This is a genomic window from Pedococcus sp. P2_E5 (assembly GCF_056403895.1).
Window position 1 is genome coordinate 18517 of sequence record NZ_JBFUEP010000012.1, and the last position, 24443, is coordinate 42959.

Sequence of the window (24443 nt, forward strand, 5' to 3'; positions counted from 1 at the left end):
GATAGACTGCAGCCGCTTCCTTCCCGCGCCACCGAGCTGTTCCCAGGAGACCCCCGAATGGGCCACGTCGTCATTGACGTCATGCTGAAGCCAGAGATCCTCGACCCCCAGGGTCAAGCCGTCGGCGGGGCCCTTCCCCGGCTCGGCTTCGAGCAGTTCACGGAGGTGAGGCAGGGCAAGCGTTTCGTCCTCACCGTGGACGGCGAGGTCACCCACGAGCACCTCGCCGCCGCCGCGGAGGCAGCCGAGAAGCTGCTGTCCAACCCCGTGATCGAGGACGTCGTCTCCGTCCGGGCGGAGCAGGGCGCCGAGCAGGTCCGCGCGCAGGACCCCGACCAGTGAAGGTCGGGGTCGTCACGTTTCCGGGGTCGCTCGACGACCGCGACGCAGCCCGCGCCGTCCGCGCCGTCGGCGCCGAGGCGGTCACCCTCTGGCACGGCGACGCCGACCTCAAGGGCGTCGATGCGGTGGTCCTGCCCGGCGGGTTCTCCTACGGCGACTACCTGCGGTGCGGGGCGATCGCCCGCTTCGCGCCCGTCATGGACGCGCTCATCCCCGCGGCCCAGGGCGGACTGCCGGTCATCGGGATCTGCAACGGCTTCCAGGTGCTGTGCGAGTCGCACCTCCTGCCCGGCGCGCTGATCCGCAACGACCACCGCAAGTTCAACTGCGTCGACCAGCGACTCGTCGTCGAGAACAACCAGACGGCGTGGACCGCGGACTTCGAGGCCGGCCAGGAGATCACCATTGTCCTCAAGAACGGTGAGGGCGGTTTCGTCGCCGACGAGCCGACGCTCGACCGGCTCGAGGGTGAGGGCCGCGTCGTCTTCCGGTATGCCGGTGACAACCCCAACGGCTCGTACCGCAAGATCGCGGGCATCACCAACGACCGCGGCAACATCGTGGGCCTCATGCCCCACCCCGAGCACGCCATCGAGGAGGGCTACGGCCCCTCGACCGACGGGCTCCCGTTCTTCACCTCCGTCCTGAAGGCAATGGCCAGCGCATGACCGCACACCCCTCGACCACGCAGCTCCACAAGCCCACGCTCGACACCGTCTCCCACGCGGCCGACACCCCTGAGGTGGACCAGCCGTGGGCCGAGCTCGGCCTCAAGGAGGACGAGTACGCCAGCATCCGCGAGATCGTCGGCCGCCGCCCCACCAGCGCCGAGCTCGCGATGTACTCGGTGATGTGGAGCGAGCACTGCTCCTACAAGTCGTCCAAGGTGCACTTCTCCCTCTGGGGTGAGAACACCACCGACGAGATGCGCGAGAAGCTGCTCGTCGGCATCGGCGAGAACGCCGGCGTCGTCGACATCGGCGACGGCTGGGCGGTGACCTTCAAGGTCGAGTCGCACAACCACCCGTCCTACGTCGAGCCCTACCAGGGCGCTGCCACCGGGGTGGGCGGCATCATCCGCGACATCATGTCGATGGGTGCCCGCCCGATCGCGATCATGGACCCGCTGCGCTTCGGCAACCTCAACCACCCCGACACCCAGCGCGTGCTGCCCGGCGTCGTGGCGGGCGTCGGCGGCTACGGCAACTGCATCGGCCTGCCCAACATCGGTGGCGAGGTCGTCTTCGACGACTGCTACCAGGGCAACCCCCTCGTCAACGCCCTCTGCGTCGGCGCCATGCGCATCGAGGACATCCACCTCGCCAAGGCCTCCGGCGTCGGCAACAAGGTGATCCTGTTCGGCGCCAAGACCGGGGGCGACGGCATCGGCGGCGTCTCGGTGCTCGCGTCCGAGACGTTCGACGAGGGCGGCCCGACCAAGCGACCCGCGGTGCAGGTGGGCGACCCGTTCGCCGAGAAGGTGCTCATCGAGTGCTGCCTCGACCTGTATGCCGCGCACGTCGTCGACGGCATCCAGGACCTCGGCGGTGCGGGACTCTCCTGCGCGACCAGCGAGCTCGCGTCCAACGGTGACGGTGGCATGCAGATCGAGCTCGACCGCGTGCCGCTGCGCGACGCCTCGCTCCGGCCCGAGGAGATCCTCATGTCGGAGAGCCAGGAACGCATGATGGCGGTCGTGGCACCTGAGCATCTCGACGAGTTCATGGCGATCACCGACCGCTGGGACGTCGAGGCCACGGTCCTCGGCGAGGTCACCGACGGCGAGCACCTGGTCATCACCTGGCACGGCGAGGTCATCGTCGACGTGCCGCCGCGGTCGGTGGCCCACGAAGGGCCGACCTACCACCGCCCGCTGGAGCGGCCGGCATACCTCGATGACCTGCAGGCCAACGGCACCGAGACCCTGGGACGTCCCGTCGACGGCCTCGGGCTCAAGTCCGACCTGCTCACCCTGCTGGCCTCCCCGAACCTGTGCGACAAGTCCTGGGTCACCGACCAGTACGACCGCTACGTCCTGGGCAACACCGCACTCGCGATGCCCGACGACGCCGGTGTGGTGCGGGTCGACGAGGAGACCGGTCGCGGCGTCGCCGTCTCGACCGACTGCAACGGCCGGTTCGCCAAGCTCGACCCCTATGCCGGGGCGCAGCTGGCGCTCGCGGAGTCCTACCGCAACGTCGCGACGGCGGGGGCGACCCCGCTCGCCGTGACCGACTGCCTCAACTTCGGCTCGCCGGAGGACCCGGGCGTGATGTGGCAGTTCCGCGAGGCCGTCAAGGGCATCGCCGAGGGCTGCAAGACGCTCGGCATCCCCGTCACGGGCGGCAACGTCTCCTTCTACAACCAGACCGGCGACGTCGCGATCCACCCGACTCCGGTGATCGGCGTGCTCGGCGTCATGGACGACGTGTCGCGACGCACCCCGTCGGGCTGGAAGACGGCCGGCCAGGTCATCTACCTGCTGGGCGCCACGCGCAACGAGCTCTCCGGCGGCGAGTGGGCCCACGTCGTGCACGGGCACCTCGGTGGGCTGCCGCCGCGCGTCGACCTCGCGGCGGAGCAGCTGCTCGGGGAGATCCTCGTCAACGCCAGCCGTGACGGCCTCGTCGACGCGGCGCACGACCTGTCCGACGGAGGCCTGGCGATCGCCCTCGCCGAGGCGACCATGCGCTACGGCGTCGGCGCCCGGATCTGGCTCGACGAGGTCTGCGAGCGCGACGGAATCGACCCGTTCACCGCGCTCTACAGCGAGTCCACCGCCCGCGTCATCGTCTCGGTGCCGCGCTCGGAGGAGGTGCGGTTCACCGACATGTGCACCGCCCGTGGGCAGGTGCACGCCCGGATCGGTGTCGTCGACGTCGAGACCGACGGCCTCGACGTCCAGGGCCAGTTCGAGGTGGCGCTGGCCGACCTGCGCGAGGCGCACACAGGCACCCTGCGAGCAGTGTTCGGCGGCTGACAGCTCGCTCTCCGTTCGATGTGAACACGCCGGTGAACACCGGCGCGAACACATCGAACCGGGACGCGCGAGCGGCCCGGTCGCGTCCCCCAACGCGTCCGGGCCGTTCGTTCCCCTGTGTGTCCCCGCAAGGAACAGTACGTCCGACCTCTGACGGCGTCGATGGGTAGAAGTACTCATCTTCGCCCGCCGAACGGCCATATCCATGCGACTGCGGGCACCCGGGAACCTCGTGCGACGATGCCGGTATGCCGCCGCGCCGCCGAGTTCCCGTCCTCGACGGCCGCGCCGCCGTGGTGGCGTGGCAGGCCGCGGGGCAGTCGACGTCGCGGGAGGACCTCGCAACCGCGGTGCGCTACACGCTGGAGGAGCTGTCCGTCGTCGCGCCCGGGCGAAGCGTCGAGGTGCGGGTGCCGCCGTTCGGGGCGGTGCAGTGCATCGCGGGGACCACGCACACCCGCGGCACCCCGCCCAACGTCGTGGAGACCGATGCGCAGACCTGGTTGGCCGTCGCGACCGGTGCGCTGAGCTGGGACGGCGCCTGGGAGGCAGGCACCCTCCGGGTGAGCGGCCACCGTGCCGACCTCACGGCATACCTGCCGCTTGTCTGACTGGATGCCTTGAGAGCTGCGCCAACCCCGGGCACGTTCCTCTGTGGCGTAGGTGGCACGGATCGTCTGCGTCGTTCCTCGGCGGCGACGATCAGTGTCACCACCGGCACGGATTGTCGCGGGGTCGAGCAGAGCGGGTCCGCCCGGATCACTCGCCCGGATCACTCGCCCGGGTAGCGCACCCCGATCTGGGCGCGGATGTCGTCGAGCGCGTCCATGATCCTCAGGGTCTCGGCGTGTGGCATCAGGGGCGACTCCACCTCGCCTGCGGTGACCCGACGCGCCACCTCGACGGCCTCGAACTGCAGCCCGTGCTCGGTGTCCTCGTTGACGTAGCGGTCGAGCTCGGTGTCGTCGTTCGCCACGAGCCTGACCACCGCCTGCGGCCCGTAGAACGGGCCGCTGATCTCCAACCGGGCCTGCGTGCCGCAGACCGCCGCGGTCGTCGGGGTCCTGGTCACCATCGTGGTGCCGAGGACGCCCATCGCTCCGGTGCCGCTCGTGACGCCGATGGCGGCCTGCGCGTCAACGCCGGTGTCGGTGAGCACCCCTGTCGCGGTCACGTCGACGAAGTCCCCCAGCACGAAGTGGGCGAACGACACCGGATAGATCCCGAGGTCGAGCATGGCTCCGCCGGCGAGGGCGGGGTCGGCGAGGCGTTGCGGGCCGTCGGGATACAGCGCCTGGCCGTGGTCGGCGTGCACGGTGTGGATCTCACCGAGCAGCCCGTCCTCGAGGCAGCGACGCACGACGTCGATGTGGGGCAGGAAGCGTGTCCACATCGCCTCCATGGCGAAAACCCCTGCAGCGCCTGCTGATTCGACGATGTCGCGGGCCTCGGTCGAGTTGCGGGCGAAGGCCTTCTCGACGAGCACGGGCTTGCCGGCACCGGCAGCCAGCAGCGCCTGGGTGCGGTGCTCCGAGTGCGGCGAGGCGACGTAGACGACGTCGACCTCAGGGTCGGAGACCAGGTCGGCATAGGACCCGTGGGCCGTGTCGATGCCGAAGTCGGCGGCGAAGTCCTGCGCGCGGGGCAGGCTGCGGGACGCCACCGCCTGGAGGTGCTGGCCGGTGCGGGCCTGAAGCGCGCTGGCGAAGGCACGAGCGATGCCTCCCGGCGCCAGGATCCCCCAGCGGAGCGTCGGCGCGTCACGCGGATCGGGCGTGCGGGGCGGAGGCAGCGTCAGGGTCGGCACCGACCCATCATCGGTGCTCGACGGTCACCGCGCACTCGGCATCCAGCAGGTGTCAGGCGGGGCAGCGACGGCGCGGCTGGCTCAGCGGATCCGCCACGCGTCGGGAGGAGTCGGTGGTGGGGGCGTCGGAACCGCATCGGCGTCGGTGAACGGCCGTCCCGAGCCCAGGGCCCGGGTGAGCGCGGCACCCTCACGGACGGTGCTGGGGAAGGCGCCCTTCGCCACGCTGCGCACGATCGAGCCCATCGGCAGCGGAAGGCGGGAGCCGACCAGCACGAGGTTGCCGAACCGGCGCCGCTTCCAGATGTCGACCTGCGCGATCGCGGCGGTGTGCGGCAGGTGGCGTCCGAGACCGGCGTGGACGCGGGCCACGTGCCGGTGGTCCGGCTCGTCGGCGGTGTTCATGACGAGGACCCCACCGGGACGCAACACCCTCGCGACGTCGGCGAACCACTCCGAGCTGGTGAGGTCGGCAGGCACCTGGCTGTCGGCATACGCATCGACGACGATCGCATCCGCACTGGAGTCCTTCAGGGCCGCCACCCCCTCCCGACCGCGCTGCGGACGCACCCGGATGCGGTGCCCGCGCGGCAGGGGAAGCTCGCGCCGCACCTCCTCGGTGAGCGCCGCGTCGGGTTCGAGGACGATCTGCGGTGAGCCCGGTCGGGTGTGGTGGACGTAGCGCGGCAACGTCATCGCAGCGCCACCGACATGCGTCACCGCCACGGGGCCCTCGGGCAGGGAGTCGAGCACGGCGGCCAGGTGCTGGATGTAGCCGAAGACGAGGAGCTCGGGGTCGCCCAGGCTGACGTAGGACTGCGGGTAGCCGTCGACGAGGACGGTGCTCCCGCCGTGTTCGTCGACCTCGAAGCGGAACTCCTGCATCGCGTCAGAACTCCGGCCGGCGTCAGGGACGGATCAGGGACTTGACGGCCCGACGCTCGTCCATGGCGGCATAAGCCTCGGCTACCTCGGCCAGCGGGACCTCGAGGTCGAAGACGAGGCCGGGGTTGATCGCCCCCGACAGCACGTCGTCACGCAGCTGGGGGAGGTACTGGCGAGCCGGCGCGATCCCGCCGGCGATCCCGACGTTGCGCGCGAACATGTCCCGCACGGGGTACTCGATCCCGTGCGGCACGCCCACATAGCCGACCGTGGCCCCTGGTCGCGCGGCAGCGATCGCCGTCGACATCGACTCGTTGGTGCCGACGCACTCCAGCACGGCGTCCGCGCCCACCCCGTCGGTCAGCTCCTTGACCGCCGCGACGGCCTCGTCGCCACGGACCTCGACCACGTCGGTGGCGCCGAACTCGCGCGCGATCCGCTGGCGGGACTCGTGGCGGGACATCGCGATGATGCGCTCGGCGCCCATCCGCGCCGCGGCGAGGACGCCGCTCAGGCCGACCGCACCGTCACCGACGACCACGACCGTGTCACCCTCCTGCACCTGGGCCGCGACGGCGGCGTGCCAGCCGGTGCCCATCACGTCCGACAGGCTGAGCAGGCTCGGGACCAGGTCGTCGCCCGGCACCTCTCGGGTGGCGACCAGGGTGCCGTCGGCGAGCGGGATGCGGACGTACTCGCCCTGCCCGCCGTCGGCCATGATGCCGTCGCGGTCGGGACCGCCCCAGAAGCCGCCGTGGTCGCAGCGCGACTGGATCCCGACGCGGCAGTGCGGACACGTGTTGTCGGAGTACATGAAGGGCGCGATGACGAAGTCGCCGGCGCGCACGCTGCGGACGTCGCCGCCGACCTCCTCCACGATGCCGACGAACTCGTGGCCGATGCGCGTCGGCTCGGTCACCGCGTTGATCCCGCGGTACGGCCACAGGTCGCTGCCGCACACGCAGGCCGCAGTGACCCGCACCAGCGCGTCGGTGGGCTTGGCGATGCGGGGGTCGGGGACCTCTTCGACACGGATGTCGCGGGGCGCGTTCAGGATCGTGGCCTTCATGGCTGCCAGCCTGCCACGCTCCAAGGCGTCGGTATGCCGCGTGGTCACCCCTGCGGGAACGGCGCGCGCCTGGCGCGTCACCCAGGAACTACGCCGCTGGTCGGACGTCGCGCAGCACAGTGCCCGTCATCGTGGTGTGGTCGGGCACTCTTCATGAGTCGAGGGAGGACTCCATGTCGATCGGGAGAGATCGAGGTCGCGGCGTCATCGCCGTCTGGGGGGCGCTCGTCGCCCTCTGCGGACTCGTGGGGTCGGGCTGTGCAGGAGGAGGGGCCGACCCGCCGCCACGCGCTCAGCCCTCGACGGCGCCCCCCGCCACCGCATCGGTGCCCACGACTCCGGGGTGGCCACCCGTCACCGACGTCCTCGAGGCCGGCGGGTCGGCTCTCGTCGTGAAGGACGCGGACTGGGTGCAGGTGGTCGACGGACGGCCGTGGACCACCCTGGCTTCGGGAGTCGTCCAGCAGCTCGACGGCGTCACCGGCAAGCCGCTGTTGGGTGTACCGGTCGACGGCGAGACCTGCACGGCCATGGACGTCGGTTTCGGCGCGCTCTGGGTGGGCATCTGTTCGACCCCGTCGTCCCTGCTGCGCATCGATCCCGCCACCGGCAAGGTCGTGGCCCGCATACCGCTGCCCGGCCTGACGATCGAGCAGGAGGGATCTGTCGCCAGCGCCGAGGGCGGCGTCTGGGTCGTCGGGAACGCCCCGACCCGCCAGCTGGTGCGGATCGACCCGCGGACCAACAAGGTCACGGCGCAGACAAGGATTCCCGACACCGTGGTGGCCGCGAGGGCCGGACTCGGTGGACTGTGGCTCACGGACCCGAGCCGGGGCGAGCTCCTCCGGCTCGACCCACGCACGCAGAAGACCGTGGCCACGGTGCAGGTGGGCGCCGGTGCACGCTTCTTCGCCGTGGGTGAGGGCGCTGTCTGGGTACAGAACAACCTCGATGGCACGGTCTCCCGCGTCGACCCCGCCACCAACGCGGTGACGGCGACGATCAAGGTCGACAGCGGTGCCGTCGATGGTGGCGACCTCGCCGTGGGTGGCGGCTTCATCTGGGCGCGGGTCACTGACGCGCTCGTCGCGAAGATCGACCCTGCGACCAACGCGGTCGTGGCGAGGTACGGCCCCCGGGGCGGCAGCGGGAGCGTTGCTGCCGACAAGTCGGCCGTGTGGATCTCGGCACACGACCTCGACCTGGTCTACCGGCTCCCGCTGGGATGAGTGCCGGTGCGGTGGGCACGACGGTGCGGATGCGCGCGGCGGTCAGCACGCGGCATACCCTCGCTGCATGCGCTTTGGCATCACCATCCTCCCGGAGCACCGCTGGTCCGAGGCCGAGCCGCTGTGGCGGCGGGCCGAGGAGTACGGCTTCGACCACGCCTGGACCTACGACCACCTGGTCTGGGCGGGGCTGCAGGACTCGACGTGGTTCGGTGCCCTGCCGACGTTGACGGCCGCTGCGATGGCGACGTCGACGATCAGGCTGGGGACGTTCGTGAGCTCGCCCAACTACCGCCACCCCTATGTGTTCCTGCGGGATCTGCTTGCGCTGGAAGACATTTCGAACGGTCGGCTGATCTGTGGGCTGGGTACGGGTGGGGACCTCGATGCCGCGATCCTCGGCGAGGAGCGACCCCTCAAGGAGAGGGTCGACCGGTTCCACGAGTTCGTCGACGTGCTCGATCGGCTGTTCCGTGAGGACCACGTCACGCACGACGGCAGTCACTTCCGGACCGTCGACGCGCGGACCCTGCCCGGCTCGGTCCAGCAGCCGCGGGTGCCCTTCGTGATCGCCGCCAACGGCCCGCGTTCGCTGCGGCTCGCTGCAGCCCACGGCCAGGGGTGGGTGACCTATGGCAAGGGGGGCGAGACCCTCGACCAGTGGTGGACCGGGATCGCCGAGCTGAGCGCGAAGCTCGACGACGCCGAAGGTGCTGCCGGACGTCGGGTCCCGCTCGACCGGTACCTCTCGCTCGACGGGGCGCCGCGCTTCTCGCTCGAGAGCGTCGAGCTGTTCACCGAGATGGTGGGACGTGCCGGCGAGCTCGGGTTCACCGACGCGGTGACGCACTGGCCGCGGGCCGAGGGCGTCTACGCGGGCAGTCAAGCCGTCCTGGAGCAGGTCGCCGGACTGCTGCCGTCCCTCAGGTAGGCCGGCCTCAGGTGAGGCCGGCCTCAGCTAGGCCGTCCCTCGGGTAGCCAGCCTCGGGTAGGCCACGCTCTCCTTTCGCACTTCTGGCCACCCATCCCGCACCTGACCGGCCGATGGCCTTTCGGTGCGGCATGGGTGGCCAGAAGTCGGGGATCGGTCAGGAGAAGGCGAACAGGGCGAGCGGCGCTGACGTCGGTGCGGCCGAGCCGCCCGCTGGTTCCATGGTGATGCCTGCGGCCGTGGCCGTGGCGGCGTCACCACTGAGCACCATCGTCACCGTGGGAGCCGTGCCGTGAGGCATGAGTCCTGCGCTGACCATCCCCTTGTTGGGCTGGTTGAGCCAGAGCTGGAAGTCCTTGCCGTCCGGCGCGGCAGGCATGTTGTCCGCCACGATGACCGCGGTGCCCAAGGAGGCGCTCCGCACGATCGTGGCCTTGGCCCCGCCGATGGTCCGCTCGAACCGCTGGGCGTCCTTGGCCTGCAGCACCTGCGAGGCGGTCACCTGGCCGCTGGAGCTGTCGTCCCACGGACTCCAGGTGATTCCTCCGATGAGCAGGGCCGCAGCCGCTGCGGCGGTCGCGAGCCAGGTGGTCACGCGACGACGCGGGCGGAAGTGCAGCACGGTGGTCTCGGGCCGGGGCGGCGCATCAGCTGTGGGCGAGTCGTCGGCAACGGGTCCAGAGGCGACCTGGCCACGGGACTGCGCCTCCAGAGGGGGCAGTGGGCGGACCGTCCGGATGCCGGCGAGCACTGCGTCGCGCATCGACGACGGAGGCGCCGTCTCGCTCATCAACGACAGCTGTGCTGCCGCTTCACGCAGGCTGACCACTTCCGCCTGGCACTCGGGGCACTCGACGAGGTGCAGCTCGAAGGCGCTGCGCTCCTGCTCGTCGATCGCATCGACTGCATAGGCGCCGACCAATCCGTGGATGTCGGCACTCATGACTGCACCCCCAAGGTGTCTCTCAGGCGGATCAATCCGTCTCGTATTCGGGTCTTGGCCGTGCCGAGGGGCACGTCCAGGAGGGAGGCCACCTCGGTGTGGGTGTAACCGCCGAGGTAGGCAAGTTCGACTGCGCTGCGCTGGGTGTCGGTGAGCGAGTCCAGGGCATTGCGTACGCGTTGGGCGTCCAGGCGACGGTCGACCGTCTCGGCCGTCTCGTCGTAGGTGCGCTCCTGGTTGCGTGAGCCGTAGGTGTGCTCACGGTCTGTCGACGCCTGCGCCGACCGCACCCGGTCGACCGCCTTGCGATGGGCGATGGTGAGCATCCAGCTGACCGCGCTTCCTCGCGAGGGGTCGAACCGGGCGCTGGTGCGCCAGATGTCGAGCAAGGCTTCCTGGGCCACTTCCTGGGACTGCGCCGGGTCTCGCACCACGCGGAGCACCAACCCGTAGATCCGGGCGGACACTGCGTCGTAGAGCCGGGCGAACGCTGCCTCGTCACCGAGGGCGCTGGCCCGCAACAGGCCGGCGAGGTCGGTGCCCACGGCAGCACCTCCCCAGATCGGTTCGGGACCTGGGGTGGTTGCTGCCATGGACACCATCATCGCTGATTCAGCTCAGCCGGGGAGAAGAACGCCGTCGATGATGTAGACCGTGGCGTTCGCGGTCTGCACGTTGCCGCAGATCACGTTGGCCTCGCCGACCTTGAACGACTCACCGGAACCGGTCACCTTGATGGTGCCGCCGCCGAGGGTCTTGTGCTCGCCGGCCAGCATCTCCGGGGTGAGCTTGCCGGGCACGACGTGGTTGGTGAGCACCTTGGTCAGCAGACCCTTCGGGTCCTTCATCGCGGCGTCCATCGTGGCCTTCGGCACAGCGGCGAAGGCGTCGTTGCTCGGGGCGAAGACGGTGATGTCCTTGGCCGAGTTCAGGGTCTCGCCGAGGCCGGCCTCGGTCACCGCGGTGACGAGGGTCGACAGGACGGGGTTGTTGCTCGCGGCGGTGGCGACCGGGTCGGTGGCCATGCCGGAGAACGAGCCCTTGCCGTCTGCGGGAACCGCGGCGCAACCGGCTCCGAACGGCTTGGCCGTCATGTCCTCGGAGGTGCTCGAGGAGCTGGAGCTGGAGCTGGGCGCGGACGAGGTGGTGGAGGCCGCGGTGTCGGAACCGGAGTTCCCACAGGCAGCGAGGCTGAGCGGAAGGGCGAGGCTGAGGGCAGCAATGGTGCTGCGGCGTGCGAGTCGCATGATGGTGGCTCCTTGTTGTGGACTGTCTGACACCCGGTATTCGGACCTGCCCCACAGGTGGATTGGTCGCATTGAAACCTTTTCTGACACAACGGATTCCGTGCTCAAAGCGCCACGACTTCTGGCCACTGACGCGGCATGCTGCGCGCTCATAGCGCGAACATCGAGCACCCGTGGCCAGGAGTGCGAGTAGCGCAACGACTTCTGGCCACTGACGCGGCATGCTGCGCGCTCAGAGAGCGCAGCATCGAGCACCAGTGGCCAGAAGTGCGGGAGGGGTCAGGAGATGAGGACGACGATCGAGTGCCAGCCGGACGCGCCACCCGGGAACGGGTCAGCCCGCTTCTCGGTCTGCACCTCGCCGGTGCCGTCCGTCGCACGGACCGTCAGGTCGTGCCGGCCGGTCGTGGCGTCCCACACCCAGAACCACTGACGCCAGTAGTCGGTGCCGCCGTCGGGCCCCAGCGTCGCCTTCTGCCACGGACCGTTGTCGACCCGCACCTCGACCTCCTTGATGCCACGGCGCTGCGCCCAGGCGACTCCGCCGATGGCCACCCTGCCGGGCTTGTAGGTCGCGAGCCCGGCGGGCGTGTCGATCCGCGCCTGGGTCTTCACGGTGCCGTCGATCGCCCAGTCGCGCTTGGTCCAGTAGGCCTGCTCCGCGGCATACGTCGTCGCCGTGAGCTTGGTGAGCCACTTGGTGGCGCCCACGAACCCGTAGAGGCCGGGGGTGACCATCCGCGCGGGGAACCCATGGCGGGCAGGCAGCGGCTCGCCGTTCATCGCGACCGCGATCAGGGCGTCACGGTCGYCGGTCAGCGCCTGGATCGGCGTCGAGATCGTCATGCCGTCGGTGGACTCGCTGAGGATCTGGTCGACGCCGTCCTGCACGCCGGCCTGCTCGAGCAGGTCGCGCACGCGGACGCCCAACCAGCGGGTGGAGGAGATGTAGGGGCCGCCCACCTCGTTGCTGACGCAGTTGAGGGTGATGTCCTTCTCGATCATCGGCATCTTGAGCAGCTCGGCGAACGTGATCGAGAGCTTCTTGTCGACCTTGCCGTCGATCTCCAGGACCCAGTTGTCGACGTCGATGCGCGGGATGACCAGCGCGGTGTCGACCCGGTAGAACTCCTTGATCGGCGTGCTGAACGCGCTGATGCCCTTGACCTTGCCCTCGATACCGGTGGGCAGCGCGGGGAGGGTGTTCTGTGGCTTGGGCAGGGCGACCGAGGACGGCAGCGTGGCGGGCGCCGCGAGCTTCTGGCCCAGGGCGCCGAGCGCCGCGGCGCCGACCGTGACCCCGGCGGCACCGATGAGGAAGTTGCGGCGGGCAGGGGCGCCCTCCGCCCCCTTCGCGTATGCCGTGTGGTCCAGCGGCGACTCGGGCGTCGCCTTGTCGGGCGCCGCCTTGTCGCTCGTGACGGCCCCGGGGGTGGGCAGGCTGGGGACCAGCGCGCGCAGTCCGGTGAGCGTCACCACTCCGATGGCCGCCGTGACGAGTGCAGGCACGATGTCGAACGGTGCGGAGGCGGGGCGGAACCAGGCGGCCAGGCCGGCGAGCATGGCGAGACCGACCACGAGGACGTTGGCCAGGCTCGGTTTGGTGCGCGACACCAACCCGATCACCGCGGCGGCGACGACGACCACGAGGGTGACGCTGCCGAGCAGGATCGGCTTGTCGGCGGTGCCGAAGTTCTGGACGGCCCACTCCTTGACCGGGGTCGGGGTGGCGTCGATGACCGTGGAACCGACGGCGAGCACCGGTGAGGCCGAGGGGTTGACGAACGCAGCCACGAGGTGACCCACCGCCATGCCGGCGGCAGCCGCGAGGACGCCGCTGACGGCATACATGAGGCGTTGGCGCTTGGCGCCGGGTGACGGTGGGATGTGTTCCATAGGTGCTATTCGTACTCGCCTCTCCTTCGGATGGGTCCCTGCGCGGTCTGCGCCGGTGCGTCGCGGGTAGCGTGAGCACGTGCCGCCGACCCGCCGATACCCCAACTTCGTCGCCTTCATCTCGACGGGCGTCATCCTCGGCTTCGTCGCCGGATCGGCCGTCGCCTACCTCGGCGACGACACCGCGACCTACGGCCACGACTACAGCGTGACGAGCGCGGTGCTGTTCCTCGGCGTCGTGGGTGCGTTCGTCGTCGGGCTGCTCGCCGCGATCGTCGCGGTACTGCTGGACCGGCGCGACTGAATGGCTGGAGCAACGCGCGTGATGGCTGGAGCAACGCGGCTTCTCCCTGTGGGAGACTGAGCCACGTGGCACGCGGCGACGGACGGCTCTCGCATGATCTGCTTCCCGGCGAGAAGGGCCCGCAGGACGCCTGCGGGGTCTTCGGCGTCTGGGCTCCCGGCGAGGACGTCGCCAAGCTGACCTACTACGGGCTCTACGCCCTGCAGCACCGTGGGCAGGAGTCGGCGGGCATCGCCACCTCCGACGGGCGCTCGATCCTGGTCTACAAGGACATGGGCCTGGTCTCCCAGGTCTTCGACGAGCGGTCGCTCGCGTCGTTGCGCGGGCACCTCGCCGTGGGCCACTGCCGATACTCCACGACCGGCGGCTCGACCTGGGAGAACGCCCAGCCGACCCTCGGCGGACACGCCGAGTCCACGGTCGCCCTGGCCCACAACGGCAACCTCATCAACTCCGCCGAGCTGCGCGAGCTGGTGTCGGACCGCCGCGCCGAGGGCTACGGCACCGGTGGTGGCGAGCTCGTGCGGGGCAACACCACCGACACGGCGCTCGTCACGGCGCTGCTCGCCGACGACCCCGACCGCTCCCTCGAGGCCGCGGCGCTGGACCTGCTCCCCAAGCTGCGCGGCGCCTTCTGCTTCGTGTTCATGGACGAGCACACCTTGTATGCCGCGCGCGACCCCCAGGGGATCCGCCCGCTGGTGCTCGGTCGCCTCGAGCGTGGCTGGGTGGTGGCGTCCGAGACGGCCGCCCTCGACATCGTCGGTGCCTCGCTCATCCGTGAGGTGGAACCGGGCGAGCTGATCATCATCGACGAGGACGGCCTGCGCTCCCAGCGGTTCGCCGAGACCGACCGCAAGGGCTGTGTCTTCGAGTACGTCTACCTCGCCCGCCCCGACACCACCATCAACGGCCGTGGCGTCCACGAGTCGCGGGTCGAGATGGGACGAACCCTGGCGCGGGAGCACCCGGTCGAGGCCGACCTCGTCATGCCGACGCCGGAGTCGGGCACGCCCGCGGCCATCGGCTACGCGCAGGAGTCCGGCATCCCCTACGGCCAGGGGCTGGTGAAGAACTCCTACGTCGGCCGCACCTTCATCGCCCCCTCGCAGACGATCCGCCAGCTCGGCATCCGGCTCAAGCTCAACCCGCTCCGCGAGGTCATCAAGGGCAAGCGACTCGTGGTGGTCGACGACTCGATCGTGCGCGGCAACACCCAGCGGGCGCTGGTGCGGATGCTCCGCGAGGCCGGGGCCGCCGAGGTGCACGTGCGCATCTCGTCGCCGCCGGTGCGCTGGCCCTGCTTCTACGGCATCGACTTCGCGACCCGGGCGGAGCTGATCGCCACCGGCATCGGTGTCGAGGAGGTCTGCACCTCGATCGGCGCCGACTCCCTCGGCTACATCTCGGAGGAAGGCATGATCGCCGCCACCGAGCAGCCCGGCACCCAGCTGTGCACCGCCTGCTTCACGGGGACCTACCCGCTGGAGCTCCCCGACGCGAGCCGACTCGGCAAGAACCTCTTCGAGACGCTGCCGATCGACGTGGGCGACGTGGCGGGTATCGGTCGCGTCGGTGCCGTCGACGTGGATGGCGTCTCGCTCGGGGTCGCCGGCGGCGCCGCGGACGCCCTGACCCGCCCCTAGCTGCCCACCGGGCCCCCGCAGCCTCTTCCTCGAGTCGATGTAAACCCGCCGGGGGATCCCGGCGTTTTTACATCGATCCGGCGGGGGTGTGGACAACTTCGGGGCCGAGCCGACGGCTTTCGCGATCATCGGGCGATGACCAGCCGCCGGACCGAGCGGACGGATGTCGCCGAGCTACGGCGATCCGCGCACGACGGAGTGATGTCTCGCTCCGAGCTGCGTGCCCGGGGCTGGGACCGTGACGCGGTGGCGCGACAGGTCAGATCTGGTCGGTGGGCTCTGCATGGTCGCCAGACAATCGCGCTGCACACCTCCACACTGGGTGTGGAGGCCACTCGCTGGCGGGCGATCTGGGAGGTCGGCGTCCGCATCGCTGCGCTCGATGGTGTCACGGCACTGCAGGCGGCGGGGCTGGTCGGCTACCGGGACGAGCGGATCCACCTTTCGGTCCGGCACAACGCCAACGTCGCCTCGGTCAATCGCATGCTCGAGGGACTGGCAGCCACCTGCGCCCCGGCGACCTGGGCGGACAACCCGGGCGATGGCACCGCGGGCGTCGTGGTGCACAAGGTCATCAGGCGAGTCGAGGGTGAGGTCATCTCCGATGGGGTACCCCGCACCGCCCCCGCCGTCGCGGCGGTCCGTGCCGCCCACTGGGCGGTCAGCGACCGACAGGCAGCTCTGCTGCTGGTCATGCCGGTACAGCAGCGCCTCGTCACGGGACTGCAGATGGTGGCAGCCACCCGAAGCGTCCGAGGGCGAACCCGTCGTGCATTCATCCCGGCTGTCGCGCGCGACATCTGCGACGGCGCGCAGAGCCTGGGGGAGCTGGACTTCGCCAGGATGTGTCGGGAGTGGGGGCTTCCCGAACCCACTCGACAGGCGATCCGACGCGTTGGCGCGCACCGCGCCTATCTCGATGTGGCGTGGGAGGACGTCGGGTTGGTAGTCGAGATCGACGGCTCGCAGCACCAGTGGGGCGTCGCCGCGACCGATGACCAGTTCCGCCAGAACGCCCTCGTCATCGGCGGCGACCGCGTCCTGCGCATGACGCTGATGGGGCTGCGCCTCGACTCGGAGCGCTTCATGGACCAGGTCTGCGCGGCATACTCCACGTTCTCGCGCCGCCGTGCCGGCTGATTCGATGTAAACCCGCCGGAAGATCCCGGCGCGTTTACATCGAATCGGCGGAGGAGGCGGAGGAGAGGGGGATCCGTCAGGCTCCGGCGACGGGGGCGTCCTCGCGCCGGGGCTCACGCCACAGCTCGAAGGTCTGGGTGAGCCAGAACGTCCCGAACTGCGCGATCAGGGCGGCCTCGAGCCAGAACACCCAGTGGTCGAGCCAGCCCAGCCACGGCCCCGTGATCGCGATGACGGCGATCGAGGCGACCATCAGCACGAACCCCCAGAAGTAGCGGTTCCAGAAGTGGTCGCGCACCGGTCGGCCGTCCTCCTTGGCCTGCTTGGCGGCCAGGCCCCGGGCGCTGACGAAGACGACCGCGACGATCGCGACGAACAGCAGGATCGCGGCCGTGTTGTGGCCATGGCACATGAAGGCGCCGCGGTTGACGACGTAGAAGCCGGCCAACCCGAGGAAGGCCACGACCGAGAAGGCCAGCGCCGCCCCGGCTCCCTTGGAGAGGGCCTTCTCCGAGGCCGGGGTCGCGAACACCTGGATGCCCATCACGATGACGAAGGCGACCACGGCGACGGACATCAGCGCGGTGACGTTGTTGCTGATCGCATCGCGGACGTCCTGCGGGATCGCGGTCGCCACGCACGTCTCCTCGGGTCGGGTCGGCACGACGCCCACGATGAACGCGAAGAACCCCGACCCGTTGAGCAGCACGTCCTCCACGTCGGTGTTGCCCTGGTAGACGATGAGACAGGTGCCGATCGCGCACAGGCTCGACACGAAGACGGCGCGCACCGGCGTGTAGTAGGAGGCGCTGATCGACTGGAGCATCTGACCGCTGGCCGAGTTGATGTACATCGTGACCGAGATGAACAGCAGCAGGACGAGGAGCACCATCGCGAGCCGCAGGTAGCGGTACGTGCGCAACAGGTCGAACTGGTAGCTCGTGGACATGGCGGATCCCCTCGAGAGAACGGTCCCTGCACCACTGAACAGGAGGGTCCCACGGCCGCGTCTGATACGTCAGCCCCCGCGCACTAGGCTGGCCACGTGAGCGAGCCGATCACCTATGCCTCCGCCGGTGTCGACGTCGAGGCCGGTGACAAGGCCGTCGAGCTCATGAAGGCCTCCGTCCGCCGCGCAACCCGTCCCGAAGTCCTGGGCGGCCTGGGCGGTTTCGCCGGCATGTTCGACGCCTCCGCGATCGCGCGGATGAGCCACCCCGTCCTCGCGACCAGCACGGACGGGGTCGGCACCAAGGTCGCGATCGCCCAGGCGCTCGACAAGCACGACACCATCGGGTTCGACCTCGTCGGCATGGTCGTCGACGACATCGTCGTGTGCGGCGCCGAGCCGTTGTTCATGACCGACTACATCGCCACGGGCAAGGTCGTCCCCGAGCGCATCGCCGCCATCGTGTCCGGCATCGCCGCCGCCTGCGAGCAGGCCAGGGTCGCTCTCGTGGGCGGCGAGACCGCCGAGCACCCCGGGCTGCTCGAACCCGACGAGTACGACGTGGCGGGTGCCGCGACGGGCGTCGTGGAGTATGCCGACGTGCTGGGTCCCGACCGTGTGGTGCCTGGCGACGTGGTTCTGGCGCTCGGGTCGAGTGGTCTGCACTCGAACGGATACTCGTTGGTGCGCAAGGTGATTGGCGCCGCAGGCTGGCAGCTGGACCGCCACGTCGAGGAGTTCGGCCAGACCCTGGGTGAGGAGCTGCTCACCCCGACCCGCGTGTACTCCGCCGACCTGCTCGACCTGATCCGCACCGACGGCGTCGACCTCCATGCGCTCTCGCACGTCACCGGCGGCGGGCTGGTGGCCAACCTCGCCCGCGTGCTGCCGCCCAGCGTCTTCGCGCGACTCGACCGCTCCACCTGGACCCCGCCAGCGGTCTTCGCCACGATCGGCGGGCTGGGCCGGGTGCCCCGCGCCGACCTCGAACGCACCCTCAACATGGGCGTCGGCTTCGTCGCCATGCTCCCGGCCGACCAGGTCGACGCCGCCACCCGCTTCCTCGAGGTACGCGGCATACCGGCATGGACGATCGGCGCGGTGACGGGTGCCGAGGACGCACCGGTCGACGATGGCCACGAGGTGGTCCGCGGTGCCAAGGGCGTCGAGGGTGGCGCGGTCCAGCTCATCGGGGACCATCCCGCCGGCTGAGTAGCCAAACCCATGCGGCGGATGCCGACAGGGCACCACACTCAGCGGCATGGGCAGACGCTCGGGCAGCACGTTGGCCTGGTCCCTCGGGGTCGGGTGGATCGGCGCGCTCGCGATCGGGGCGGCCGGGCTGATGCTCGCGGTGATGCTGGAGGTCGTGTCCGCAGGGCTCGACCTCATCGGCCACACTCCCTCGGAACCGACCTCCAGCACGGACATCTGGGTGGTGACCGGCGCGTCGATGGCGCTGTGCCTCGCCGTGGCCGGCGGTGGCGGTTGGACGCTCGCGAGGGCGCCCGACGGCCTGACCCCGCGATGGCTGGCCGGGCTGACCGCGGGACTGGTCGGCGTGGCCGCCGGTGGGGCCGCCTTTGCGATCGCGTTCGGCCTCACCCCTCTGTGAGAGCGCCTTCCGCGGGTGGCTCCGGCGGGGTTACCGTCGGGTTGTGTGGTCGCCCCAGCACGAGGACCAGTCGGTACGCCAGTACCGCTTCCTCCTGCGCACGGCCCCCCTCGACGCGCTCGAAGAGGCCCACGTCGAGGTGCTGGCCCCCATGCCGCGAGCTCGGCGGGCGATGGTCCTGTGGGCCGTGCAGGACGGGCTGGTGGCCGGGCTGCGCCTGCAACCGGACGACGTCCGCCCCATCGCCCACCTGGTGACCCTGGGCGAGCGCCGGCGCCCGGGTGACTTCCTCCGCGCCTGCCTGCCCAGCGTGCTGCTGGAGCTGGCCGAGGGCATCCTCGTGGCCGAGGCCATGTTCGGCCGCTTCGGCGGGTATGCCGCGTGGGAGGGGGCCGAGCCCCAGCTCACCGAGGAGGGTGAGTGGGTTGACGGCGGCTTCGGCGAGCAGTGGCACGACGCACTGATGGGACATGTGCTCTACCGCAACTTCGCGGGTGGGCCGAGCTCCCCGGACACCGCGTTCGGCGGCCATTGAGATCCACCATCTGGTGGAGTCCGAAAACGCTTTCTGGGTGAGCCCTTCTGCACGGCGGCTGCCTACCGTCGGGGGGTGAGCATCACCCTGTTCAAGCGGCGGCAGATCGAGCCAGCGGCCCCGGTCGAGCGCCCGGAGGTCCGCCAGTACCGCTACCTGCTCCGCACGGCGGATCTCGAGGCGCTGGAAGCCCTCCATCGCGAGGCGCTCGCGGCCCTCGACGTCCTGAACCGTGCCCACGTCCTGCGCACCGCGCAGGACCGCCTGCTCAGCGGGCGGGAGCTCACGGTGGACGACATCGCCGGGATCGCACACCTGGTTGCTGTCGGCGAGCTCCGGACGCCCGGGATCATCGTGTCGGCTCTGACGGAGGGAGCGCTCGAACGGCTCGCCCACCTGGTCATCACCAGGCCGGTGGCGATCCCTCTCCTGGAGGGCCACGAAGGCTGGGACGGCGAGGACGGGGACGCCCGGGAGGCGGTCACCAGGTCGTCGCTGAGAGCAGCGTCGCGGGCCTCCCGGAGAACAGGGGCCGCTTTGGCTCCGGACGGCGCCCCCCAACGTGCCTGACCGCGACCCAGCATGAGGGATGGGAACGATGGCTGATCCCGCGCAGGAGGACCAGGCCGTCCGGCAGTACCGGTTTCTGCTCCGCACCGGGCCACTCGACGCCCTGCTGGCCGCTCACCACGAGGCGCTCGCCGGCCTCCACGAGGACACCCGTGCCCGCGTCCTGACCGCCGTCCAGGACGGGTTGGTGGCAGGCCAGCGGCTCGGTCCTGGCGACACGGCTGCGATCGCGCGGCTGGTCAGCATCGGCGAGCGTCGCACCCCGCGCGGCTTCCTCGACGCCTGCGAGCCGACGGTGCTGCGTCTGCTCGCCGACGGGGTCATCCACGCCGAGGCGGCGTTCGGCCTCTTTGCCGGGTATGCCGCGTGGGACGGGCTGGACCCCGAGCCCACGGACGTGGGCGTGGACCACGGGGGTTCCCAGCCGTCGAGCAGGCTCGAGGACGCCGGCGCCGAGGCCAAGGCGTTGGCCCACAGCCACGCCCTGATCGTGCAGCCCTGGGCGGGTGGCGGCTTCTAGGCCTCGGCCAGCAGCTCCGCCGTGGTCGTGAGCGACACCAACGGCGCGAAGAGCGACATCACGTGGAGAGCCTCGTGGTGGTTGTCATCGGTCGACCCCGCGCAGGCGTCGGTCACCACCCTGACCGACGCGCCGGCGTCGGCCGCAGCCAGCACCGTCGAGATGACGCAGCAGTCGGTCGCAACGCCGCCCACGACCAGCGACGGCTGTTCGCCCACCACCGCTCGCAGGTCGGGGGTCCACTTGCCGAACGTCGTGGCCACGACGGTCGTGGTCGCGTGGGCCGCCACGTCGTCGGTCAGCTCGTACAACGGGTCGTCCGCGGGCTGCAGGGCCCACGGGAACTCCCCGTAGTAGGGCACCCAGGCCCCGGTGGGCTCGGCAGGGGCCACGAACCGGGTGAAGACCGATCGGTCACCGAACGCGGTGGCAAGGCGTACGACGTTGGCCGCGGCCGCGGCATACCGGGGAGCGCACCAGGCGCTGGATGGGTCGCCGAAGACGCGTTGCAGGTCGATCGCCACGAACCAGGGGCGACCACTCACGTGCCGGCCTCCTGGCGGCGCACCGTGCCGCGTCGCAGGACGAGGGCCAACCCGAAGGACAGCACCAGGGCCACCAGCACGCCGAGGTTGGCGTAGGCCCAGTCGCCGTCCTTGCCTCCGAGTCCGAGGGGACCGAGCAGGTAGCCCTGCCAGTTGTTCCACGAGGCGTCGTCGGCGAAGAGGTTGATGACCAGGCCCCAGCCGATCACGGACGTGGCGGCCAGGATCGCGATCGAGGTCCAGTCCCACGCGCCGTAGACGCCCCGCACGTCGAACAGGGCCTCCTCGTCGTAGTCGCGGCGGCGGGCCACGATGTCGGCGATCATGATCCCGGCCCAGCTCGCCAACGGCACGCCGAGGGTGATGAGGAACGACTGGAACGGGTTGATGAAGCTGTCGGCGAAGAAGACGACGTAGATCGTGCCGATCGTGAGGATGACGCCGTCGATCAGGGCCGCACGGGGGCGGGGGATGCGGACGCCGAGCGAGAGCAGCGTCAGCCCGGACGAGTAGATCCCGAGGACGGCCCCGCTCACCAGGGCGAGGATGGCGGCGACGAGGAACGGTACGAGGAACCAGGTGGGCAGGATGGTGGCGAGCGTTCCGACCGGGTCGCTCTGGATGCCCTGGCTGAGCTTCTCGTCCGAACCCGCGAGCAGGAGGCCGTAGACCACCAGCAGGACGGGCGCGAGGGCGCCGCCGAAGGTGTTCCACAGCACGATGGACGAGCCGGAGGCGTCCCGGCGCTGGTATCGCGACCAGTCGGCGGCGATGTTGATCCAGCCGAGCCCGAAGCCCGTCATCACGAGGACGAGGGCCCCCACGACCGCCTGCGTGGACCCTGCCGGGATCGCGCTGACGGCGGACCAGTCGACGTCCTTGACCGTCAGGGCGATGTAGACGAGTGTCGCGATCCCGGTGATCCAGGTCAGCCACGACTGGAGCCGCATGATGATGTGGTAGCCGGCCACGGACGCGAGCACGATGAGGGTCGCGGTGACGACGCAGGCGACGATCTTGGTGCCGGTCCCGCCGCCCCAGCCGAGCTGCCTGAAGATGGTCGCGGTGGCCAGGGTCGCCGTGATCGCGAGGAACGTCTCCCAGCCGATCGACGTCAGCCAGGACACCACGCCGGGAACCTTCTGGCCGGTGACCCCGAAGGCGGCACGGGACAGGACCATCGTCGGGGCCGAGCCGCGCTTGCCGGCGATCGCGATCACCCCGCAGAGCAGGAACGACACGACCACGCCGACCACGGCGACCAGCACGGCCTGCCAGAACGAGATGCCAAAACCCAGCACGAAGCMGGCATAGCTGATCCCGAAGACCGACACGTTGGCGGCGAACCACGGCCAGAACAGGTCCTGCGGCCGCGCGGTCCGGTCGGCCTCGTCGATGATCTCGATGCCGGTGGTCTCCACCCCGAGGCGCTGGGTCTGCGCGCGCGTGTCTGTGCTCATGACGCGAGCGTAGACCGCGGCTCGCGCACAGCGCTGCCGCCACGGCACACCGCGTCAGGGAGCGGGGACGGCGACGCCACGGCATGCGGCGATGGCCGCACGCCGCGGCGCGGCTGAGGTGACACACGAGCCCGAGGGCCCGCGCATGAGGTGGAGGTCAGTCAGGACGTCAGGTCATTGCTGACCCGAGGCCCACTTTCCGTATTCGTCGTACTCGTCCTCGCCCACGGAGCTGTCGGAAACAGGTTCCGGCTCCGCGTAGGAGGACCCGTGCAGTTCTCGCTCAAGCGCCGTCAGGTCGGTGTTGGGAGAGAAGTACTTCAGCTCCCGAGCGACCTTGGTCTGCTTGGCTTTGGCCCGGCCGCGCCCCATGGCGTGACCCCCTCATGCGTCTGCCGGGACGGCATCGCCTTGTCGAGTCACCATGTCGGCGCCTCGGCTCGACGGAGCGGTCCCGGGAATCGTGTATTTGTCGTGGGGACAACGCTACATGAGCGATGCAAGTTCTGTGGCGAGACCCGCGTCTCGCCGGGCGATGTCGTGCTCAGAGGACGTGCTCAGACGTGCTCAGCCGCCCTGCTCAGCGGGCGGGCAGCCAGATCCCGGCGGCCTGCCTGGCCGCCATCCGCTCCTCGGCGATGTGGTCGGCGGCCGCCGCAGGGGTGATGTTGCGCGCATCCGCCGTCTCGAGCACCTCGAGGGTGTGGTCGAAGATCGCCGTCGCGCCCTTCTTGGCGCGCTCGAAGTCGAAACCGTGCAGCTCGTCACTGACCTGGATCACCCCGCCGGCGTTGACGAGGAAGTCCGGGGCGTAGGTGATGCCGCGCGCACGGAGCCGGTCGGCCGTGCCGCCCTCACCCTCGACCACCAGCTGGTTGTTCGCGCCGCCACAGACGACGGTGGCACGGAGGGCCTCCACGGTGGTGTCGTCCAGCGCGCCGCCGAGGGCGCACGGGGCGTAGACGTCGATGTCGGAGGTCACCAGGGTCGCGGTGTCGGGGACGACCTCGATCTCGGGGTGCTGGGCCGTCAGGGCTGCCAGGGCCTGCTCGTTGACGTCGGTCACGACGACGGTGGCGCCGTCCTCCAGCAGGTGTCCGGCGAGGATGCGGCCGACCTTGCCGACCCCGGCGATGCCGACGGTGCGGCCCTTGAGGGTCGGCTGGCCCCACAGGTGCTGGGCGGCGGCGCGCTGGCCCTGGAAGACGCCGAAGGCGGTGAGCACGGACGAGTCGCCGGCCCCACCGTTGGCCTCGGAACGACCGGTGGCGAAGCGGGTGGTCTCGCTGACGATGTCCATGTCGGCGACGTAGGTGCCCACGTCGCAGGCCGTGACGTAGCGGCCGCCGAGCGACTCGACGAAGCGGCCGTAGGCGCGCAGCAGGTCGGGCGTCTTGTCGGTCGCCGGGTCGCCGATGATGACGGCCTTGCCGCCGCCGAGGTCGAGGCCGGCCACGGCGTTCTTGTAGGCCATTCCCTTGGACAGGCGCAGCACGTCGGCCAGGGCGGCGTCCTCGCTGGCGTAGGGGTAGAACCGCGTGCCACCCAGGGCCGGCCCGAGAGCCGTGCTGTAGATCCCGATGATGGCCCGCAGGCCAGTCGCCCTGTCGTGGCAGAAGACCACTTGTTCGTGCTGGGACGTGGAGGTGGAGGACATCGAGATGCTGGGCGACGAGGACGCGGTCACGGTGGTGACTCCTTGAGCTCGGTGAGGCGCTGGGGCGGGGTGGTTGGCGCGGATCGCGCGCCGGCACCCAGCGTAATCCCGCTCACGGGTTGGTCTGGTGACTAGTCCTAACGGGCCATATCGGATGACCCGTTGGGAATGTT

26 protein-coding genes are annotated in these 24443 nt (G+C 70.3%); 14 read left to right on the forward strand and 12 right to left on the reverse strand.

Features of this window, described 5'->3' with window-relative positions; genetic code table 11:
- Positions 1–57 precede the first annotated feature (57 nt).
- From purS to AC1DVZ_RS05690, 4 genes are all read left to right on the forward strand, one after another.
- Positions 58–342: a phosphoribosylformylglycinamidine synthase subunit PurS gene (gene purS / locus AC1DVZ_RS05675; protein WP_477617208.1), complete on the forward strand. Its 285-nt coding sequence runs from the start codon at positions 58–60 to the stop codon at positions 340–342.
- A complete protein-coding gene (gene purQ, locus AC1DVZ_RS05680; RefSeq protein ID WP_477617209.1) occupies positions 339–1010 on the forward strand; it encodes a phosphoribosylformylglycinamidine synthase subunit PurQ in 672 nt (223 codons plus the stop codon). Before purS ends, purQ begins: the two co-directional genes overlap by 4 nt.
- Complete coding sequence (gene purL, locus AC1DVZ_RS05685) at positions 1007–3322, forward strand: phosphoribosylformylglycinamidine synthase subunit PurL (RefSeq protein ID WP_477617210.1); 2316 nt, start codon at positions 1007–1009, stop codon at positions 3320–3322. Before purQ ends, purL begins: the two co-directional genes overlap by 4 nt.
- Before the next feature lie 248 nt (positions 3323–3570).
- Positions 3571–3933 carry a sterol carrier family protein gene (locus tag AC1DVZ_RS05690; RefSeq protein WP_477617211.1) on the forward strand — a complete coding sequence of 121 codons (363 nt, stop codon included), beginning with the start codon at positions 3571–3573 and terminating at the stop codon, positions 3931–3933.
- A gap of 161 nt (positions 3934–4094) precedes the next feature.
- Here the strand turns inward: AC1DVZ_RS05690 and AC1DVZ_RS05695 are convergent, their stop codons facing one another.
- From AC1DVZ_RS05695 to AC1DVZ_RS05705, 3 genes are all read right to left on the reverse strand, one after another.
- Complete coding sequence (locus AC1DVZ_RS05695; RefSeq protein ID WP_477617212.1) at positions 4095–5129, reverse strand: Gfo/Idh/MocA family protein; 1035 nt, start codon at positions 5127–5129, stop codon at positions 4095–4097.
- Between the two features lie 81 nt (positions 5130–5210).
- The gene (locus AC1DVZ_RS05700; RefSeq protein WP_477617213.1) at positions 5211–6014 is read right to left on the reverse strand and encodes a spermidine synthase; all 804 of its coding nucleotides are present in this window, start codon (positions 6012–6014) and stop codon (positions 5211–5213) included.
- Between the two features lie 22 nt (positions 6015–6036).
- On the reverse strand, positions 6037–7083 hold the full coding sequence (locus tag AC1DVZ_RS05705) for a zinc-dependent alcohol dehydrogenase family protein (protein WP_477617214.1): 1047 nt from the start codon (positions 7081–7083) through the stop codon (positions 6037–6039).
- A gap of 173 nt (positions 7084–7256) precedes the next feature.
- Here AC1DVZ_RS05705 and AC1DVZ_RS05710 point away from each other — a divergent pair, with 173 nt between their 5' ends.
- A complete protein-coding gene (locus AC1DVZ_RS05710) occupies positions 7257–8312 on the forward strand; it encodes a Vgb family protein (protein ID WP_477617215.1) in 1056 nt (351 codons plus the stop codon).
- Between the two features lie 67 nt (positions 8313–8379).
- A complete protein-coding gene (locus tag AC1DVZ_RS05715) occupies positions 8380–9243 on the forward strand; it encodes an LLM class flavin-dependent oxidoreductase (RefSeq protein ID WP_477617216.1) in 864 nt (287 codons plus the stop codon).
- Positions 9244–9400: 157 nt separating this feature from the next.
- Here AC1DVZ_RS05715 and AC1DVZ_RS05720 read toward each other — a convergent pair whose 3' ends face one another.
- The 4 genes from AC1DVZ_RS05720 to AC1DVZ_RS05735 form a co-directional block, all read right to left on the reverse strand.
- Positions 9401–10186 carry an anti-sigma factor gene (locus AC1DVZ_RS05720; protein WP_477617217.1) on the reverse strand — a complete coding sequence of 262 codons (786 nt, stop codon included), beginning with the start codon at positions 10184–10186 and terminating at the stop codon, positions 9401–9403.
- The gene (gene sigK, locus AC1DVZ_RS05725; RefSeq protein ID WP_477617218.1) at positions 10183–10779 is read right to left on the reverse strand and encodes an ECF RNA polymerase sigma factor SigK; all 597 of its coding nucleotides are present in this window, start codon (positions 10777–10779) and stop codon (positions 10183–10185) included. Before sigK ends, AC1DVZ_RS05720 begins: the two co-directional genes overlap by 4 nt.
- Positions 10780–10803: 24 nt before the next feature.
- Positions 10804–11433, reverse strand: a complete 630-nt coding sequence (locus AC1DVZ_RS05730) for a fasciclin domain-containing protein (RefSeq protein ID WP_477617219.1) — start codon at positions 11431–11433, stop codon at positions 10804–10806.
- 279 nt (positions 11434–11712) lie between these two features.
- Entirely contained in the window at positions 11713–13329 is a 1617-nt protein-coding gene (locus AC1DVZ_RS05735) for a molybdopterin-dependent oxidoreductase (protein WP_477617220.1), read from the reverse strand.
- Between the two features lie 79 nt (positions 13330–13408).
- On the opposite strand from AC1DVZ_RS05735, the gene AC1DVZ_RS05740 reads away from it, so the two are divergent.
- The 3 genes from AC1DVZ_RS05740 to AC1DVZ_RS05750 all read left to right on the forward strand — a co-directional run bounded on the left by AC1DVZ_RS05740 (position 13409) and on the right by AC1DVZ_RS05750 (position 16419).
- Positions 13409–13633: a hypothetical protein gene (locus tag AC1DVZ_RS05740; protein WP_477617221.1), complete on the forward strand. Its 225-nt coding sequence runs from the start codon at positions 13409–13411 to the stop codon at positions 13631–13633.
- Between the two features lie 65 nt (positions 13634–13698).
- Positions 13699–15279: an amidophosphoribosyltransferase gene (gene purF, locus AC1DVZ_RS05745; protein ID WP_477617222.1), complete on the forward strand. Its 1581-nt coding sequence runs from the start codon at positions 13699–13701 to the stop codon at positions 15277–15279.
- 324 nt (positions 15280–15603) lie between these two features.
- Positions 15604–16419, forward strand: a complete 816-nt coding sequence (locus AC1DVZ_RS05750) for a hypothetical protein (RefSeq protein ID WP_477617223.1) — start codon at positions 15604–15606, stop codon at positions 16417–16419.
- Between the two features lie 76 nt (positions 16420–16495).
- On the opposite strand, the gene AC1DVZ_RS05755 is transcribed toward AC1DVZ_RS05750, so the two are convergent.
- Positions 16496–17368 (reverse strand): hypothetical protein, encoded by an 873-nt coding sequence (locus tag AC1DVZ_RS05755; RefSeq protein ID WP_477617224.1) that lies wholly within the window; start codon positions 17366–17368, stop codon positions 16496–16498.
- 96 nt (positions 17369–17464) lie between these two features.
- Here AC1DVZ_RS05755 and purM point away from each other — a divergent pair, with 96 nt between their 5' ends.
- The 5 genes from purM to AC1DVZ_RS05780 all read left to right on the forward strand — a co-directional run bounded on the left by purM (position 17465) and on the right by AC1DVZ_RS05780 (position 20608).
- Complete coding sequence (gene purM / locus AC1DVZ_RS05760) at positions 17465–18580, forward strand: phosphoribosylformylglycinamidine cyclo-ligase (RefSeq protein ID WP_477617225.1); 1116 nt, start codon at positions 17465–17467, stop codon at positions 18578–18580.
- A gap of 49 nt (positions 18581–18629) precedes the next feature.
- The gene (locus tag AC1DVZ_RS05765; RefSeq protein WP_477617226.1) at positions 18630–18983 is read left to right on the forward strand and encodes a hypothetical protein; all 354 of its coding nucleotides are present in this window, start codon (positions 18630–18632) and stop codon (positions 18981–18983) included.
- 43 nt (positions 18984–19026) lie between these two features.
- Entirely contained in the window at positions 19027–19518 is a 492-nt protein-coding gene (locus AC1DVZ_RS05770) for a hypothetical protein (protein ID WP_477617227.1), read from the forward strand.
- Positions 19519–19593: 75 nt separating this feature from the next.
- Positions 19594–20088: a hypothetical protein gene (locus tag AC1DVZ_RS05775; protein WP_477617228.1), complete on the forward strand. Its 495-nt coding sequence runs from the start codon at positions 19594–19596 to the stop codon at positions 20086–20088.
- Positions 20089–20116: 28 nt separating this feature from the next.
- Positions 20117–20608, forward strand: a complete 492-nt coding sequence (locus AC1DVZ_RS05780; RefSeq protein ID WP_477617229.1) for a hypothetical protein — start codon at positions 20117–20119, stop codon at positions 20606–20608.
- Here AC1DVZ_RS05780 and AC1DVZ_RS05785 read toward each other — a convergent pair.
- From AC1DVZ_RS05785 to AC1DVZ_RS05800, 4 genes are all read right to left on the reverse strand, one after another.
- A complete protein-coding gene (locus tag AC1DVZ_RS05785) occupies positions 20605–21153 on the reverse strand; it encodes a cysteine hydrolase family protein (RefSeq protein ID WP_477617230.1) in 549 nt (182 codons plus the stop codon). The two genes, AC1DVZ_RS05780 and AC1DVZ_RS05785, sit on opposite strands and share 4 nt — an antisense overlap.
- The gene (locus tag AC1DVZ_RS05790) at positions 21150–22613 is read right to left on the reverse strand and encodes a purine-cytosine permease family protein (protein ID WP_477617231.1); all 1464 of its coding nucleotides are present in this window, start codon (positions 22611–22613) and stop codon (positions 21150–21152) included. Before AC1DVZ_RS05790 ends, AC1DVZ_RS05785 begins: the two co-directional genes overlap by 4 nt.
- A gap of 174 nt (positions 22614–22787) precedes the next feature.
- A complete protein-coding gene (locus tag AC1DVZ_RS05795) occupies positions 22788–22985 on the reverse strand; it encodes a DUF3073 domain-containing protein (RefSeq protein WP_140739237.1) in 198 nt (65 codons plus the stop codon).
- A gap of 208 nt (positions 22986–23193) precedes the next feature.
- The gene (locus AC1DVZ_RS05800; protein ID WP_477617232.1) at positions 23194–24300 is read right to left on the reverse strand and encodes a Glu/Leu/Phe/Val dehydrogenase dimerization domain-containing protein; all 1107 of its coding nucleotides are present in this window, start codon (positions 24298–24300) and stop codon (positions 23194–23196) included.
- Positions 24301–24443 lie beyond the last annotated feature (143 nt).